General features: G+C 41.7%; 16 protein-coding genes. 9 read left to right on the plus strand and 7 right to left on the minus strand.

Annotated elements, in window-relative coordinates; genetic code table 11:
• Nucleotides 1-39 precede the first annotated feature (39 nt).
• Entirely contained in the window at nt 40-723 is a 684-nt protein-coding gene (locus tag MURRU_RS02535) for a cell division ATP-binding protein FtsE (protein ID WP_014031849.1), read from the plus strand.
• A 97-nt stretch (nt 724-820) separates the two neighbouring features.
• On the plus strand, nt 821-1,579 hold the full coding sequence (ppgK, locus tag MURRU_RS02540) for a polyphosphate--glucose phosphotransferase (RefSeq protein ID WP_014031850.1): 759 nt from the start codon (nt 821-823) through the stop codon (nt 1,577-1,579).
• Between the two features lie 212 nt (nt 1,580-1,791).
• On the opposite strand, the gene typA is transcribed toward ppgK, so the two are convergent.
• The 4 genes from typA to MURRU_RS02560 all read right to left on the minus strand — a co-directional run bounded on the left by typA (nt 1,792) and on the right by MURRU_RS02560 (nt 5,489).
• Nucleotides 1,792-3,591, minus strand: coding sequence for a translational GTPase TypA (gene typA / locus MURRU_RS02545; RefSeq protein ID WP_014031851.1), 1,800 nt, complete (start codon nt 3,589-3,591; stop codon nt 1,792-1,794).
• Between the two features lie 99 nt (nt 3,592-3,690).
• Nucleotides 3,691-4,230, minus strand: coding sequence for a hypothetical protein (locus MURRU_RS02550; protein ID WP_014031852.1), 540 nt, complete (start codon nt 4,228-4,230; stop codon nt 3,691-3,693).
• A 54-nt stretch (nt 4,231-4,284) separates the two neighbouring features.
• Entirely contained in the window at nt 4,285-4,842 is a 558-nt protein-coding gene (locus tag MURRU_RS02555; RefSeq protein ID WP_014031853.1) for a hypothetical protein, read from the minus strand.
• Nucleotides 4,843-4,907: 65 nt separating this feature from the next.
• Nucleotides 4,908-5,489 carry a hypothetical protein gene (locus MURRU_RS02560; protein WP_014031854.1) on the minus strand — a complete coding sequence of 194 codons (582 nt, stop codon included), beginning with the start codon at nt 5,487-5,489 and terminating at the stop codon, nt 4,908-4,910.
• Nucleotides 5,490-5,562: 73 nt separating this feature from the next.
• Between MURRU_RS02560 and kdsA the strand changes: the two genes are divergently transcribed.
• The 6 genes from kdsA to MURRU_RS02590 all read left to right on the plus strand — a co-directional run bounded on the left by kdsA (nt 5,563) and on the right by MURRU_RS02590 (nt 11,950).
• Nucleotides 5,563-6,381 carry a 3-deoxy-8-phosphooctulonate synthase gene (gene kdsA, locus MURRU_RS02565; protein WP_014031855.1) on the plus strand — a complete coding sequence of 273 codons (819 nt, stop codon included), beginning with the start codon at nt 5,563-5,565 and terminating at the stop codon, nt 6,379-6,381.
• 164 nt (nt 6,382-6,545) lie between these two features.
• Nucleotides 6,546-9,008 (plus strand): TonB-dependent receptor, encoded by a 2,463-nt coding sequence (locus MURRU_RS02570; RefSeq protein ID WP_014031856.1) that lies wholly within the window; start codon nt 6,546-6,548, stop codon nt 9,006-9,008.
• Nucleotides 9,009-9,018: 10 nt separating this feature from the next.
• On the plus strand, nt 9,019-9,735 hold the full coding sequence (locus tag MURRU_RS02575; protein WP_014031857.1) for a DUF4198 domain-containing protein: 717 nt from the start codon (nt 9,019-9,021) through the stop codon (nt 9,733-9,735).
• Nucleotides 9,736-9,804: 69 nt separating this feature from the next.
• Nucleotides 9,805-10,071 (plus strand): hypothetical protein, encoded by a 267-nt coding sequence (locus MURRU_RS02580; RefSeq protein ID WP_148261467.1) that lies wholly within the window; start codon nt 9,805-9,807, stop codon nt 10,069-10,071.
• 3 nt (nt 10,072-10,074) lie between these two features.
• Entirely contained in the window at nt 10,075-10,374 is a 300-nt protein-coding gene (locus MURRU_RS02585) for a hypothetical protein (protein WP_014031859.1), read from the plus strand.
• A gap of 4 nt (nt 10,375-10,378) precedes the next feature.
• Entirely contained in the window at nt 10,379-11,950 is a 1,572-nt protein-coding gene (locus tag MURRU_RS02590; RefSeq protein ID WP_014031860.1) for a PepSY-associated TM helix domain-containing protein, read from the plus strand.
• Here MURRU_RS02590 and MURRU_RS02595 read toward each other — a convergent pair.
• From MURRU_RS02595 to MURRU_RS02605, 3 genes are all read right to left on the minus strand, one after another.
• The gene (locus MURRU_RS02595) at nt 11,947-12,315 is read right to left on the minus strand and encodes a DUF1801 domain-containing protein (protein ID WP_014031861.1); all 369 of its coding nucleotides are present in this window, start codon (nt 12,313-12,315) and stop codon (nt 11,947-11,949) included. The genes MURRU_RS02590 and MURRU_RS02595 overlap by 4 nt on opposite strands.
• Before the next feature lie 22 nt (nt 12,316-12,337).
• A complete protein-coding gene (locus MURRU_RS02600) occupies nt 12,338-13,207 on the minus strand; it encodes a DUF808 domain-containing protein (protein WP_014031862.1) in 870 nt (289 codons plus the stop codon).
• Nucleotides 13,208-13,306: 99 nt separating this feature from the next.
• Nucleotides 13,307-13,765, minus strand: coding sequence for a COG2426 family protein (locus tag MURRU_RS02605; protein ID WP_014031863.1), 459 nt, complete (start codon nt 13,763-13,765; stop codon nt 13,307-13,309).
• Nucleotides 13,766-13,979: 214 nt separating this feature from the next.
• Between MURRU_RS02605 and MURRU_RS02610 the strand changes: the two genes are divergently transcribed.
• Complete coding sequence (locus tag MURRU_RS02610; RefSeq protein WP_014031864.1) at nt 13,980-15,095, plus strand: Sb-PDE family phosphodiesterase; 1,116 nt, start codon at nt 13,980-13,982, stop codon at nt 15,093-15,095.
• Nucleotide 15,096: the final 1 nt, after the last annotated feature.

Here is a 15,096-nt window from a genome sequence, read left to right on the forward strand (position 1 = left end):
TAATTTCAAATACTTTTGTGTAGCTTTTGAATTGAAATTATGCCCGAGACCATTGTTAAATTACAAGACGTAGCCGTATTCCAGAACGAGAACTTGGTTCTCAACAATATTGACCTTGAGGTTAAAAAAGGGGAGTTTGTTTATGTAATAGGAAAAACCGGTAGCGGGAAAAGTAGCTTTATGAAAACGCTTTATGCCGACCTTCCCCTAAAGCAAGGCACTGGGCAAGTAGTGGATTTTGACCTGAAAACACTCAAAGAAAAAGATATTCCCTTTTTACGCAGAAAACTGGGCATCGTTTTTCAGGATTTCAAGTTACTGCCAGACCGAAATATCAACAATAACCTGCGCTTTGTCCTGAAAGCAACCGGATGGACAGATTCCACCAAAATGGACGAAAAAATAGAGGAGGTATTGAATAAAGTCGGGATGAAGACCAAGGGTTTTAAGTTTCCGCACGAACTCTCTGGCGGCGAACAACAACGTATTGCCATTGCCCGTGCCCTTTTGAACGACCCAGAACTTATTTTGGCCGATGAGCCCACTGGAAACCTTGATCCACAGACCAGCGTAGAGGTCATGAAAGTGTTGCAGGATATCAATCAAAATGGGCGGACGATTATTATGGCCACACACGACTATGCCCTGATTTTGAAATACCCGCACAAAACCCTAAAATGTGATGGCAGTAAGGTTTTTGAAGTGATTCAAAAAGCGATATAATCATCAAAATATACGTGTAGCTCATTGATTTTCAATGCAATTACTTGATCACCAAAAGTTTTTGTTACTTTGTTCAAACTAATATTGCTTCCTATATATGGAAATTCTTGGTATAGATATAGGCGGATCGGGCATAAAAGGTGCCTTGGTAAACGCCGAAACTGGTGAAATGTTGACAGAACGTTTCCGAATTCCTACTCCAAAATCAAAAAAACCGAAAGACATGGCCAAAGTGGTGGCAGAAATTGTGGACCACTTTAATTACAAAGGCCCTGTAGGCTGTGGATTTCCATCCATAGTTAAAAATGGAATTTGTAAATCTCCGGGAAACTTAGACCCAAGTTGGGTTGGTGTAAATATTGATGAGCTTTTTACCGAGTACACAGGTCAAGAATTTACCGTTCTGAACGATGCCGATGCCGCAGGATATGCATCTATGAACTATGGTGTTGGAAAAGGTAAAGATGGGTTGGTCATTATGATCACCATCGGAACCGGACTGGGTAGCGGCGCTTTTTACAACGGCATACTTATCCCCAATTTTGAATTGGGACAAATTCCCTACAAAAAACACAAGAAAATTGAAAAATGGGCGGCTGCATCTGCCAAAGAAAAAGAAGATCTCGGTTTTAAAAAATGGGGTAAACGCTTCAATAAATTTTTAAAATTGGTGGAACTTATTGTATGTCCTGACCTTATTATCGTGGGTGGTGGAACCTCTAAAAAATGGGAGGAGTTCAGTCACCACATCAAAATTGAGACCAATGTGGTAAAGGCCGAGCTAATGAACCATGCCGGTATTATTGGAGCTGCCGTGTCCTGCTTGCGGGAACAGCATCATGGACATTTGCATTAATCTTTAGATCCAGGACTTACAGGAATCAAGAACCAAGACTTCCAGTGGTCATTCTGAATGAGCAAAGTGAATGAAGAATCTCAAAAATCCAGTTTCCATAAATGGATTCCGTGTCGAAGCACGGAATGACAGAGACCTCCATCTTTAAATGAAAAAAGCGAATGAAGATTAGTTTCCTCACTCGCTTTCCTAAAATTTAAAGCTGTTTATGATTAAACCACTTTATTTCTTTTTCTGTCCACCTCTTTTAGGTATATTTTTCTAATCCTTAGGTGATGTGGCGTTACCTCAACGTATTCATCTTTTTGGATGTATTCCAAAGCTTCTTCCAAGGAAAATTTGATAGCTGGCACAATCTTGGCCTTATCATCAGCTCCGGAAGAACGAACGTTGGATAGTTTTTTGGTCTTTGTTACGTTCACTGTCATATCATCTTGACGAGAGTTCTCACCGATTACCTGACCTTCATAAATATCCTCTCCTGGGTCAACAAAGAATTTACCTCTATCCTGAAGTTTATCAATAGAATAAGGAATCGCTGTTCCGTTTTCCATAGACACCAAAGAACCGTTCAATCGCTGTGGGATATCTCCTTTTAAGGGTTGATACTCCAAAAAACGGTGCGCCATAATGGCCTCACCTGCTGTAGCTGTCAACAATTGGTTTCTAAGACCGATGATGCCCCTGGATGGAATGATGAATTCACAAACCATTCGGGAACCTCTGGCTTCCATACTGGTCATTTCTCCTTTACGGATGGATACCATTTCCACAGCTTTACCGGATACTTCTTCCGGTAAATCGATGGTCAAGTTTTCCACAGGCTCACATTTTACACCATCAATCTCCTTGATGATTACCTGAGGCTGACCAATTTGAAGCTCGTAACCTTCCCTTCGCATGGTCTCTATCAATACAGAAAGGTGCAATACACCACGTCCATAGACCAAAAACTTATCGGCACTATCGGTTTCCTGAACGCGAAGTGCCAAGTTTTTCTCCAATTCCTTTTCCAAACGCTCCTTGATGTGACGGGAAGTAACAAACTTTCCGTCCTTACCAAAAAACGGACTATCGTTGATCGTGAAAAGCATACTCATGGTAGGCTCATCAATCGCGATGGTTTTTAGTTTTTCAGGATTTTCAAGATCCGCAACAGTATCACCAATCTCAAAACCTTCCATTCCCACAATGGCACAGATATCTCCTGCAACTACTTCTTCCACTTTCAAACGTCCCAGACCTTCGAAGGTGAAAAGTTCTTTGATTCTGGTCTTCACAATGGAACCATCTCTTTTTACCAAAGAAACCTGTTGTCCTTCGCGAAGTTTACCCCTTTGCAATCTACCAATGGCGATTCTTCCTGTAAACGAAGAAAAGTCCAGCGAGGTAATCAACATTTGGGTTGTACCTTCTTGTGGTTTAAATTCTGGTACATGCTCAATGACCATATCCAACAATGGCTCGATGCTTTCGGTAGGCTCTTTCCAATCCTCGCCCATCCAGTTGTTCTTGGCGGAACCATAAACGGTTGGAAAATCGAGCTGCCATTCTTCTGCACCCAATTCAAACATAAGGTCGAACACCTTTTCGTGCACTTCCTCCGGGGTACAGTTTTCTTTATCCACTTTGTTGATGACTACACAAGGCTTCAAACCAAGGTCAATCGCTTTTTGAAGCACAAAACGGGTCTGTGGCATTGGACCTTCGAAGGCATCTACCAGCAACAAAACCCCATCGGCCATGTTCAAAACACGCTCTACCTCACCACCGAAATCGGCGTGACCAGGGGTATCTATAATATTGATCTTAGTGTCTTTGTAAACAACGGAAACGTTTTTGGAAACGATGGTGATTCCGCGTTCCCTTTCCAGGTCGTTGTTGTCCAATATCAGGTCACCTTTGTTCTCGTTATCGCGGAACAACTGGCAATGGTACATAATTTTATCAACCAAGGTAGTCTTACCGTGGTCTACGTGTGCAATGATTGCAATGTTTTTGATTTTGGACATAACCTAAATTTTAAGCCCGCAAAGATACTGCTATTTTTTTCTTGTAAGCACACCTAAATGTTATTTTTATCTTATTGATTTAGTGGGAGTTCCGAAATACTATCCCCTTCTCACAACCCAACCGAGCTTTAAGGCAAGAAAAATACCGAAGTTGCTTTCAAATTCATCAAAGAAATAACCGGGGCCAACCTCGAATCGAAATTGCAGTCCTTTCTGACCTGTACGCTGTAGACCATAAACGGCACCAATGGCTCCAAAGTAATCGGAAACATAGTCCAAATCCCCGATTATCGCCTTCCCTCCTTGTATGGCGATGGTGGGTGCAATGTAGTTTCCCGTATTGCCTGCAATGTTTTTTCCTTTTGCTAGTCGTCTAGCAAAATTATAGTAATGTCGGTATTGTAGCCTCCCGATCGGGTATATCCCAAATCCACTTTCCAAAAAGTCTGATTCCCGGTACGCAAAACCCATGGTGGCCTCTGCCGCAATAGTTGAGTTTTGAGAAAGTCCTTGTTCGTAAATAATGCCTGGCAGCAGTACATTTAGGGTAAGTTGATGATTCTCAACGTTCTTTCCAGATTGAGCGATTGCGGTGGCTCCAATAGATAACAATAAAATTAAAGAAGAAATAGTTTTCATAAATGGTTAGTTTAAATTGTTTCTGGTTAAATCAAATACTATACCAGAACAATTCTACAAACCAACACACCAACGCTTTTCACTGATAATCCATCCAATGCTGAGGTTGATGACGGGCTGAATGGCTCCTTTAAAAGGTCCCACATAATAGCCAGCACCAGCATCAATGGAGAAACTAAAGCCTGAATCAAAACTGCGTTGAATCCCGTAAACCAGTCCACCATAGCCGTGAATACCATCCACTATTTGCCCCTCCACTAAACGGTCTCCTGGAGAAAAGATGGCCGCAGTTGGTGCAATATAATTGCCAGAATTCCCGTAAATGGACCTTCTACGCCTTTCTCGACTATTTAGATTGTGATAATATCTGTTTTGGATGGTTATGGCCGGAAAAAAATCGAAATCTTCCAGCGGTTTTGAACTAGCAGGTTCCAAAGCCGCTTGATACGCCACCCGAATATCCAAAGTACTGTTTACGCCCAGGGCCATTTCGTACTCGACACCAGGATTGATGGCATTGAGTTTAAACTGACGAATCTCGCAATTGGTCCCATATTGGGCATGCATAAAAAATCCAGATGACAGGAATGCTAAAAGTAGTAAGCGACGCATTGTAGGTTAATTTGGTAGTATTATAACCCCATCTTCATCAAAATAGTATGTTTTGATGGCTTTATTTAATCGAGATATGGGTTCTTTTGCTTTCTTTTGGTCGCTACCCATCCAAAAGTGAAGTTAAACAATGGTCCATAACCATCAAGTGCACCGTCTCCTTTATAATATCCAGCACCCAATTCAAGATTGAAATTGAAGCCTTTTTCATAGGTACGCTGAATGCCGTAAACCATTCCGTAAAACCCCAAATTAAAATCGTCCGGGCCTTCTACGTCCGTGGAAATTCGTAGCTGCGAAAAGAAAATGGCCTGCGCTGCAGCAATATAATTCCCGGAATTGCCTGAGGTATTCTTGTCCAACCTCTCCCTCCTATTAAAATTATGGTAATATCGGTAACGGTTATTCATGGCCAATCCAAACACATACCCCTCTTGGTACGTTGCGGTGGCCAAACCCAAGTTTGTAGAAACACTTTGGTTCTTAAAAAGTCCCAGCTCATACGTAAAGCCAGGGCTCAGTAAGTTCAATTTAAATTGATGGCGTTCCAAGTGCGGTAAATCAAAAGTTCCACCCTTTTCCTGCCATTGCGCTTGTGAAATGATTGGGAAAAAACAAAGAACAATAAAAACAATTTTATACTTCATGGTTGATGGTTTATCATGATAAATCTAAAAAGGATACCATTGTTTAATATTATATTTGTGCAAACTTTAAGAAATGGACATCACCAAAATTCCACAAATAAAACATACGGAAAGCGATAATTTTTTCTTGTTGGCAGGCCCCTGCGCCATTGAAGGCGAGGATATGGCCATGCGAATTGCTGAAAAAGTGGTTGCCATTACCAACAAGCTCAACATTCCCTATGTGTTTAAAGGGAGTTTTAAAAAAGCGAACCGTAGCCGTATTGATTCCTTTACTGGCATTGGCGATGAAAAGGCACTAAAAATCTTGAGAAAGGTTTCCGAGACGTTCAAAGTTCCCACTATTACCGACATCCATCAAATTTCTGATGCCACAATGGCCGCAGAATATGTGGATGTTCTTCAGATTCCCGCTTTTTTGGTGAGACAAACCGACTTGGTGGTTGCAGCTGCCGAAACAGGCAAAGTGGTCAACTTGAAGAAAGGGCAATTTATGAGTCCGGAAAGTATGCAGCATGCCGTGAAAAAAGTAATCGATTCTGGTAATGAACAGGTTTGGATCACCGATCGCGGAACCATGTTCGGCTACCAAGACATGATCGTGGATTTCCGTGGTGTCCCCACCATGAAGCAATATGCTCCTGTGGTTTTGGACGTTACCCATTCCCTACAACAACCCAACCAATCTTCGGGAGTTACGGGCGGTAGACCTGCTTTGATCGGGACAATGGCCCGAGCGGGAATCGCAGCTGGGGTTGATGGTCTTTTTATGGAAACGCATTTTGACCCTGCGAACGCCAAAAGTGACGGTGCCAACATGCTCGATTTAAGTTTATTGGAAAAACTACTGACGGATTTAACTGCCATCCGCAAGACCATCAATTCACTATAATAACGCTTTAAATTGTTAAAATTTTAATTTCATGACTCTGTAAATCAAGAACATAAAACACTTAAAAAAAACATTATTTATAATTAGTCTAAATATTTTTTGCTTGATTTAGCAGTGGGGCATACATTTGCACCTCAAACTTATTTAGACCAATTACAAATAAAATGAAACACATATTACTCATTCTTAGTTTTGCTGCTTTTTTCACTTCTCAAGCACAAACAGGAAACCTAAAAGGAAAAGTAACCGATCAAAGAAACAACCCACTTGGCAATGTCAATATTGCGGTGTCCAACACCAGTTTAGGTACAAATACGGATTATTCCGGGGAATACGAAATTTCCAACCTTGCCCCTGGCTCCTACACCTTGACGTTTTCGATGGTAGGTTTTGGCACACAGAACAAAACCGTGACCGTTTACGCCAACCAAACCACCAAGGTGCAAACCATCACTTTGGTGGAAAGGCAAGAACAACTCAATGAAGTTGTGGTTGAAGGCAATCAAGTAAACAAATTTTCCCGCAAGGCAAGTGTCTACGTGTCGAAAATGCCACTCAAAGACATCGAGAACCCCCAGGTTTACAATTCCATCTCAACTGAATTATTGCAAGATCAGGTCGTTACCAATTTTGATGACGCCCTTAAAAATGCGCCTGGAATCGATAAACTTTGGGAATCTACGGGTAGAGGAAGCGACGGTGCAGGTTACTTTTCATTGCGTGGATTTGCCGTGCAGCCCACAATGATCAACGGCTTGCCCGGTTTGACCAACGGCAGTCCTGATCCAGCAAATATTGAATCCATCGAAGTAATCAAAGGCCCATCGGGTACTTTGTATGGAAGTAGTTTGATTTCTTACGGTGGTTTGATCAACATCAACACCAAAAAACCATACTACGGTTTTGGAGGAAATATCTCTTACACTTCAGGCAGCTACGGATTGAACCGTGTGAGTGCCGACGTAAATACCACTTTGGGCAATCAAAACAACCTTGCCCTACGTGTGAACACGGCATACCACACACAAAACAGCTACCAAGATGCTGGATTTAGAAAGTCCTTCTTTTTTGCACCATCATTGGCGTTTCAGGCAAGTGATAGGCTTTCTTTCAACATCAATACAGAATTTTACAATGGCAGAAGCACCAACCAAACTATGTTGTTCCTAGATCGCGGGGCACCACTTCGTGTGACCAATCTTGATGAACTGGGGTATGATTTTAAACGCTCCTACACCAGTAACGACTTGTACATTGATACACCAACCTACAGTTTACAAGGTCAGATGAATTACATTTTAAGTGATTCTTGGACCTCCCAAACTGTAGTTTCCAGGTCCAATGCAAAATCTGACGGCTACTATTCCTACTTGTACGAGGTAACCACAACAGCCGAAGGTCTCTCAGAAACCCCTATTGCTGATGGCATTATTTTGGCTCGCTACACCAGCAACCAAAATTCTGAGACCTTGGGTACCGATATCCAACAAAATTTTATTGGGGATTTCAATATCGGAAGCATGCGCAATCGTATGGTTGTAGGCTTGGATTACCTTAAAACCAGAACCATCAATAACAGTACGGGCTATGGAAACCAAGGTTTTATATACGTAGGTAGAAATGTAGATGAATTCCAAGCTGTGGTTCCCGCTCTTCACAATGCTTTTGGCACACCTATGGGAACAGGTTTGTACGATTCCGGTGTGTTGACACAGGCAGGTGCCGATGCAGGGATAGCCACTTTGGCCAATCCTGGAGCACAATTTAGCGAGGCTGAGCAAGAAATTTTCAGTGCCTATGCCTCCAACGTGATCAACCTATTGCCAGAATTGTCCGCAATGGCCAGTTTGCGTGTGGACCGTTTTTCCAATGATGGGTACAATCAGACCGCTTTTTCACCAAAATTTGGATTGGTGTACCAACCCATCTTGAACAAAGTATCCTTATTCGCCAACTACATGAACGGATTCAGTAACGTAGCTCCCGTAACAGAATTATCTGATGGAAATACATCCGTGAGAGCTTTGAACCCAGAACACGCCAACCAGTTCGAAGTCGGCACCAAATTGAACTTGTTCAACGACAAACTTTCGGCCACCTTTAGCTACTACGATATTACTGTTAGCGATATGGCACAACGAATCGATACCGATGCCGACAACTATTTCTATACCCAAGATGGCGAACAGACAAGCAAAGGTTTTGAAGCCAGTATTGTCGCCTCTCCCCTTGATGGATTGAATATTATTGCAGGATACAGTTACAACGATAGCAAATTAGTGGAGGGAGATGCCAGTTTTATAGGTTTTAGACCAGAGAGCGCAGGCCCCATGAACTTGGCCAATATTTGGGCCAGCTACCGATTTGCACAAGGTACATTGGAGAACTTTGGACTTGGATTTGGAGGTAACTACGCCAGCGAGAACAAAATTTTTAATAGATCCAATGGTACGTTTGCCATTGATGAGTATACTATCCTAAATGCATCCACCTTTTACGATGCAAGAAATTTCAGAATCACTTTAAAGTTGGACAACATAGCCAACAAAGACTATTACAAAGGTTGGTCAACCATTAGTCCACAAAACTTGAGGAGTGTTTCTGCCAACTTCACTTATAAATTCTAAAAAAAATCAGATGAAAAAACTAATCGCAACCCTAATACTCATCACTTTGCCCGTATTGTCTGCCTCTGCACATTACCTTTGGATTGAGACCAACGGCAATGGAACCTTGGGCCAAGCACAAGAAGTTCGCGTGCATTATGGCGAATACACCTATGGTGTTATTGAAAAAGTGAAGGGAGAAGCTTTTCCCTTGGTTTCAAAATTCACATTATGGGTCATTGCTCCGGATGGCACAAAAACTGAATTGAGTACGAAAGCTAAGGAAGACCATTACCTTGCCAGCTTTACACCATCACAAAATGGCATTTACACCATTGCGCTGAACAACAATGAAATCGATGTGATCGATTATACCGAGTACGACTTCGGGATTTTTAAGACACATTATCATTCCACAGCAAAAGTTCAGGTGGGAACCGACGGTGATACAAAAACCGTGAATCCTGATGGAATTGTGGTGAAACAGTTGAAAAATGATGGTGAGGAAATTAAACTTCAAGTTTTGTACAAAGGCGAACCCATCGCAAAAAACGAGCTAAAAGTATATGTTTCCGATCTGTGGTCCAAAACATTGTACACCGACGACAATGGAGAGGTTTCCTTTGCCCTGCCATGGGATACCAAATACATTGTGGAGACCACGACAAAAGAGGAAATTCCAGGCACTTATAATGGTGATGACTATGAATTTATTTGGCACTGCGCCACCTATTGTATAAAACGATAACCTATGGTCACCGGGATTTCCTTTCTCACTTTTCTAGCCTTTTATTTGCTGTACTGTACATCTCAAAAAATGGCTGCCGTAGATACACTAGGTTTGGAGAAATGGACTGGTGTACATAAAAAAGCATCTCAATATGCCAGTTTGGCCCTAATGATTTTATCATTGGGGCTTAGCTGCTTTTACTGGGGTATTGGTTCGGGTACATTCACCTTTTTTATCCTTTTGATGACGATTGCCAGTTTGGTGATACTGCTAGCGCCATTGCGATTGTTGAACTACACCTTTTTAACCTTGATATTTGCTTGCTCCCTTATTTTCGAAACGCTATTGTTTTAAACTATGCCCGCCAATAAAAAATACCTGACTCCATCACCATGGCAACGATTTGCCAAAATATCCGCCGCCATATTTGGTGGATTTATTGTTGCGATTATGTTTCACATGGCATTGGCCAGTTGGTTCAACCATGTAGCCGTGATCATTACCAGTACATTTTCGGCTTTTGTTTTATGGGCGGTCTTAATGGTGGTTGCCTTTATGGGCAAAAATGGCTGGAAAGTTTGGGGCATTTATCTTTTGGCCAGCATAGTGCTCGGTGTCGTATGCTACTTCGGAAACCAAACCAACCCGATTCTATAAAACTATGGGAAACCGTATTTACAATATTTTATTCCACACACATACCGTAAGCGGTATTGTAATCAGCGTTGCGCTTTATGTAATTTTTTTTACCGGTTCTTTTTCCTTTTTTAGGGATGAAATCGCCAATTGGCAACGCGGGCATACCGTTAGCCAAGAAGATGCATTGCCCGGTAGCATTAACGGTTACCTTAGCGATCTTTCCGAAGCATATAACCTTTACGGCCGTGATGTGGAACTACGCCATTATTACAACGAGAGAAGCATTTCCGTTAGCCTAGGTGCATCCAAAGATTCGTTGGCTTCGGAAGATAATCAGGCTCCTGTATTCTTTTATTTGGATCCCGTTGCCAAAACCAAAACGGAAACTTATGCGGACAACTATCATTTGGGGGAATTCCTGTACCGCCTGCACTTTTTAGATCAAATCCCCTACCCTTACGGAAGATATTTGGCGGGATTGGTGGCCTTCTTCTTCCTATTTGCCATCATAACAGGCATCTTGGTACATTGGAACAAGATTGTTTCCAACTTTTACACCTTTAGGCCTTGGGCCAAGTTAAAAACCATGTGGACCGATGCACATACTGCATTAGGTGTCATTGGTTTTCCTTTTCAGTTTGTTTACGCCGTCACAGGAGCTTTCTTTTTGCTCAAAGGTATTTTGATTCTTCCCGTTGTGATGGGACTGTACGATGGTAATCAAAACAAATTGTTTGAAGATCTGGAGTACAATCATCCGGTTTACGAGTTTCAGAACGAAAAATTGGGCAACACCATCAATTTAGACCAATATGTTGAGGAAATGAAGGTGGATTGGGGCGATTTTAGGGTAACGGAAACCCACATTTTTAACTACGGAGACAAAAATATGCATGCCGCCATCAGCGGATATCTTGGTTACAACACCAAACTAAATGGTTTGGGATACCGTATTTACAAAATTGCTGACGGATCCATTGCTCAGGAAAAAGTGCCCGTTGCCAATACTTCGTATTTGGATGGGGTGAAAAACATGATGTTCCGCTTACATTTTGGCGATTATGCAGGTTATGGACTACGGGTAATTTCTTTTATCCTTGGTTTGGTATCGTGTTTTGTTATACTCTCAGGAATTATGATTTGGTTAGTGGCTCGGGACAAAAAGAACATCCCGGAAAAGCGTCGCAAGTTCAATAAGCAGGTAGCCAATTGGTATATGGCGATATGCCTTAGCTTGCTTCCCGTTACCGCTTTGGAATTCATCATCGTAAAGTTTGCACCAGAAGTGAATATGGGCTTCCTCTACCAAACGTATTTCCCCATCTGGTTGGTGGCAACGGTGTTCTTTATCCTTAAAAAGGACATCGCCTTCACCAACAAATGGACATTGATTTCAGGCGGAATTTTGGGTTTATTGGTTCCGATTGCAAACGGAATTGCCACGGGAAATTGGTTATTGACAGCTTATCAAAATGGATATCAGCAAATTCTTTTGGTGGATTTGCTATGGCTGCTTTTAGGCATTGTTTCACTTTGGATTGCCTTCTTTAAACTAAAAACCAAAAGGTCCGAACTGGTTCCGAGAAAAAGCTAACTTTTGTAAAATCCTTTGTGGTTAACAGATTTGGCTTCCTGCAATAGCTCCACAACCACCTCACCATTAATGTCGTCCATATTAAAATAACGTAGGGATTTCATCACTTTTCTCCCATCTGTGACCAATTTATCCAGATGGACGGTCAGGTGTGCCGAATTCCAAAGGCACATATCCACATATCCTTTTTTATGGGAGGCATTGAAGTAACAGAATGGTTTATCGTTCAAGTAATAGAATGGTAACCTATATTTGAAGTCCAGTTTTACCTCGGGCACTGTAGTTTCTACCAATACTTGTAATTGAATCAATATACTTTTGAACGGTTCGGGTTGATTAAGAATATAATTTTCGGCTGGGTTCATATACAATTTCTGTAGCAGTATCCTATTTCCTTTTAAACAGCTTTTTTGCCAATTTCATCAAAAAAACAGCTACCAAACCTATGACCAACCCAACCAGAAAATCCTTCAATAAACTAGGGAGACCAGGAAACAGGTGATGAAGATAATCTATATTGTGATTGAATATTCCCCCGGACACCAATAGCAATGCCAGGGTACCTACAATGGAAAGAGCCTTTATGATATGGGGCAATGCATTCACCAATACCCCGCCCACTTTGTCCGAAAAACTATCGTCCTGATCGTTCAGGCGAATCAGTCTGTACCCATAATCGTCCATCCGAACAATCAAGGCCACTATGCCATATACGCCAACAGTGGCCAACAGTGCCACCACGGAAACGGTTACAATCTGGATGGTCAGGGTTTCGTTGACCACGGTGCTCAATGCAATGATGACAATTTCAATGGAGAGAATAAAATCGGTGACAATGGCCTGCTTTATTTTTTTCTTCTCCAGTTCGGGCAACTCTTCTTCAGGAATATCAATGGGGTCTTCTACATGCCCTTCTTCTTTACGATGAAAAAGGTACTCATACACTTTCTCCGCACCTTCATACGCAAGGTACACCCCTCCTAGAATAAGTATAATTGTAATAGCAGTCGGAAGATAGGCACTCAACAAAAATGCGATGGGGAGAATGATCAGTTTATTTAAAAAAGAACCTTTGGTTATGGCCCAAAGCACAGGAATTTCCCTGTTGGACAAAAAACCGGTCGCTTTTTCGGCGTTTACCGCCAAATCATCTCCCAATATACCTGCTGTTTTCTTGGTTGCGATCTTGCTCATGGAAGCCACATCGTCCATAAGTGCTGAAATATCATCCAAAACAGCAAAAAAACCTGAAGCCATAAAAAATCTTATAAGGTTAGTGATCAATCAAGATTAAAAGCAAAATAAATAAATCCAACATGAACACACAGAAAAAACAGTAAAATACTGGAAATACTTCTAAGTGCCGCCTTCCATGGATAATAAAGTAGCGACCCAAATAATGACTGAAGAGAAAAATATTCCGATGGTATTGGCGGCAAAGGCTTCACGCTTTTTCATTTTGAACAAATACGCGGCAATACTTCCTGCGTAGACCCCTGTGCCGGGCAATGGAATCATAACAAACAGTACAATGCCCAAAAACCCGAAGCGCTGTATTTTTTTACCTGATCCTTTTTTGGCCCTCTGCCCCACAAAAACAGCGGACTTTTTATAGAATCGCCATTTGATCAAATGACGGTTGATGTACTCCAAAAAAAACATCATCATGGGAAAAACCAACACATTGGCACCAAAACAAACAACAAACACTAGGTACTCGTTCACCCCTTGGTACATCCCGTAAGGAATACCCACTTTCGCCTCCCCAAACGGTGAAAGGCTCCATAGTGCTGCTATTAATAGATCGATATGCAAAATGCAGGGGTTTTAAGCTGGCAAAACTAGTAAGGAATTTGCGTTTCACAGCTCTTTTTACCCTTAAAAATTTGCTAATTGTGATTTATAAAAAAGTCTAATTAGTTTCTAAAAACACATAACTACTTTACCCTGAGGTTAAATAGTTTGTAAAATATACTTCATGCGATTAAAGCATATCATATAGTTTTATAGTTTTGATAAAACCATCAAAATGAAATTCCAGCCTTTTTTTGCCGCACTTCTTGTAACTTCCTCTCTATTTGCACAAGAACATTCTCACCAAAGTTCCAGAACACTTGTTTTTCCTGATGTACCTGGATACAAAACCTTGAAGACAGACTTGCACCAGCACACTGTTTTTTCAGATGGCAATGTTTGGCCCAATATTAGGGTCATGGAAGCCCTTCGGGATAATTTGGATGTGATCTCTCTCACTGAACATCTTGAATACCAACCCCATAAAGTGGATATCCCCCACCCTGATAGGAACCGGTCTTACGAAATCGCCCTAAAAGAAGCAAAGGATCATGACCTTATTCTGGTTCACGGGTCCGAAATTACCCGACAAGCACCGATCGGACACAACAACGCCATATTTATTGAAGATGCGAACAAACTTCTTGTGGAGGATGCCGAGGAATCTTTTGCCGAAGCCAAGGAGCAAGGTGCCTTTGTTTTTTGGAACCACCCTGCTTGGTATGCCCAATCACCAAAAGGTAATCCGATTCTTAGCAATTTTCAAAAAGAGCGAATCAAAAAGGGAGAGTTGCATGGAATCGAGGTAATCAACACCGGGGATTATTCGGAAGAGTCGTTGGCACTGGCCATTGAAAACAACTTGACCATAATGGGAACCAGCGATATCCACGGACTTATTGATTGGGATTATGTGGAAAAGGGGCACGACCGCCCCATAACCTTGGTTTTTGCCAAAGAAAGGTCTATTGAATCCCTGAAAGAAGCTTTATTTGCTGGAAGAACGGTAGCCGTTTTTAATTCGCTTTTGGTAGGAAAAGAAGAAAATCTGGTTCCTTTACTCAACGCTTCATTACAATTTGAAAGAGCCAAGTACATTAATAACACTTCCGTTTTAGAGATTACCTTAAAAAATGTGACCAGCAGCGATTTGATATTCGAAAACCAAATGCCGTACACGTTCTACTCCAGTTCGCCGGTTTTTACAGTACCGGCCGGGGGCACCAAAACCCTACAGATCAAAACACTGGAAAAGAAGGCTGACCTTAAAATAAAGCTTAAAGCATTAGGTGCTTATACTGCTCCAAAAGAGCATCCCATTGTTACTTGGAATATTAGACTAGAGGAATAGT

This window comes from Allomuricauda ruestringensis DSM 13258, assembly GCF_000224085.1.
GTDB lineage: Bacteria > Bacteroidota > Bacteroidia > Flavobacteriales > Flavobacteriaceae > Flagellimonas > Flagellimonas ruestringensis.

Excerpts from the sequence above, each read along its gene's own strand:
- MURRU_RS02535 (WP_014031849.1), top strand. The coding sequence starts at position 40 with ATGCCCGAGACCATTGTTAAATTACAAGACGTAGCCGTATTCCAGAAC.
- ppgK (WP_014031850.1), top strand. The coding sequence starts at position 821 with ATGGAAATTCTTGGTATAGATATAGGCGGATCGGGCATAAAAGGTGCC.
- typA (WP_014031851.1), bottom strand. The coding sequence starts at position 3,591 with ATGTCCAAAATCAAAAACATTGCAATCATTGCACACGTAGACCACGGT.
- MURRU_RS02550 (WP_014031852.1), bottom strand. The coding sequence starts at position 4,230 with ATGAAAACTATTTCTTCTTTAATTTTATTGTTATCTATTGGAGCCACC.
- MURRU_RS02555 (WP_014031853.1), bottom strand. The coding sequence starts at position 4,842 with ATGCGTCGCTTACTACTTTTAGCATTCCTGTCATCTGGATTTTTTATG.
- MURRU_RS02560 (WP_014031854.1), bottom strand. The coding sequence starts at position 5,489 with ATGAAGTATAAAATTGTTTTTATTGTTCTTTGTTTTTTCCCAATCATT.
- kdsA (WP_014031855.1), top strand. The coding sequence starts at position 5,563 with ATGGACATCACCAAAATTCCACAAATAAAACATACGGAAAGCGATAAT.
- MURRU_RS02570 (WP_014031856.1), top strand. The coding sequence starts at position 6,546 with ATGAAACACATATTACTCATTCTTAGTTTTGCTGCTTTTTTCACTTCT.
- MURRU_RS02575 (WP_014031857.1), top strand. The coding sequence starts at position 9,019 with ATGAAAAAACTAATCGCAACCCTAATACTCATCACTTTGCCCGTATTG.
- MURRU_RS02580 (WP_148261467.1), top strand. The coding sequence starts at position 9,805 with ATGGCTGCCGTAGATACACTAGGTTTGGAGAAATGGACTGGTGTACAT.
- MURRU_RS02585 (WP_014031859.1), top strand. The coding sequence starts at position 10,075 with ATGCCCGCCAATAAAAAATACCTGACTCCATCACCATGGCAACGATTT.
- MURRU_RS02590 (WP_014031860.1), top strand. The coding sequence starts at position 10,379 with ATGGGAAACCGTATTTACAATATTTTATTCCACACACATACCGTAAGC.
- MURRU_RS02595 (WP_014031861.1), bottom strand. The coding sequence starts at position 12,315 with ATGAACCCAGCCGAAAATTATATTCTTAATCAACCCGAACCGTTCAAA.
- MURRU_RS02600 (WP_014031862.1), bottom strand. The coding sequence starts at position 13,207 with ATGGCTTCAGGTTTTTTTGCTGTTTTGGATGATATTTCAGCACTTATG.
- MURRU_RS02610 (WP_014031864.1), top strand. The coding sequence starts at position 13,980 with ATGAAATTCCAGCCTTTTTTTGCCGCACTTCTTGTAACTTCCTCTCTA.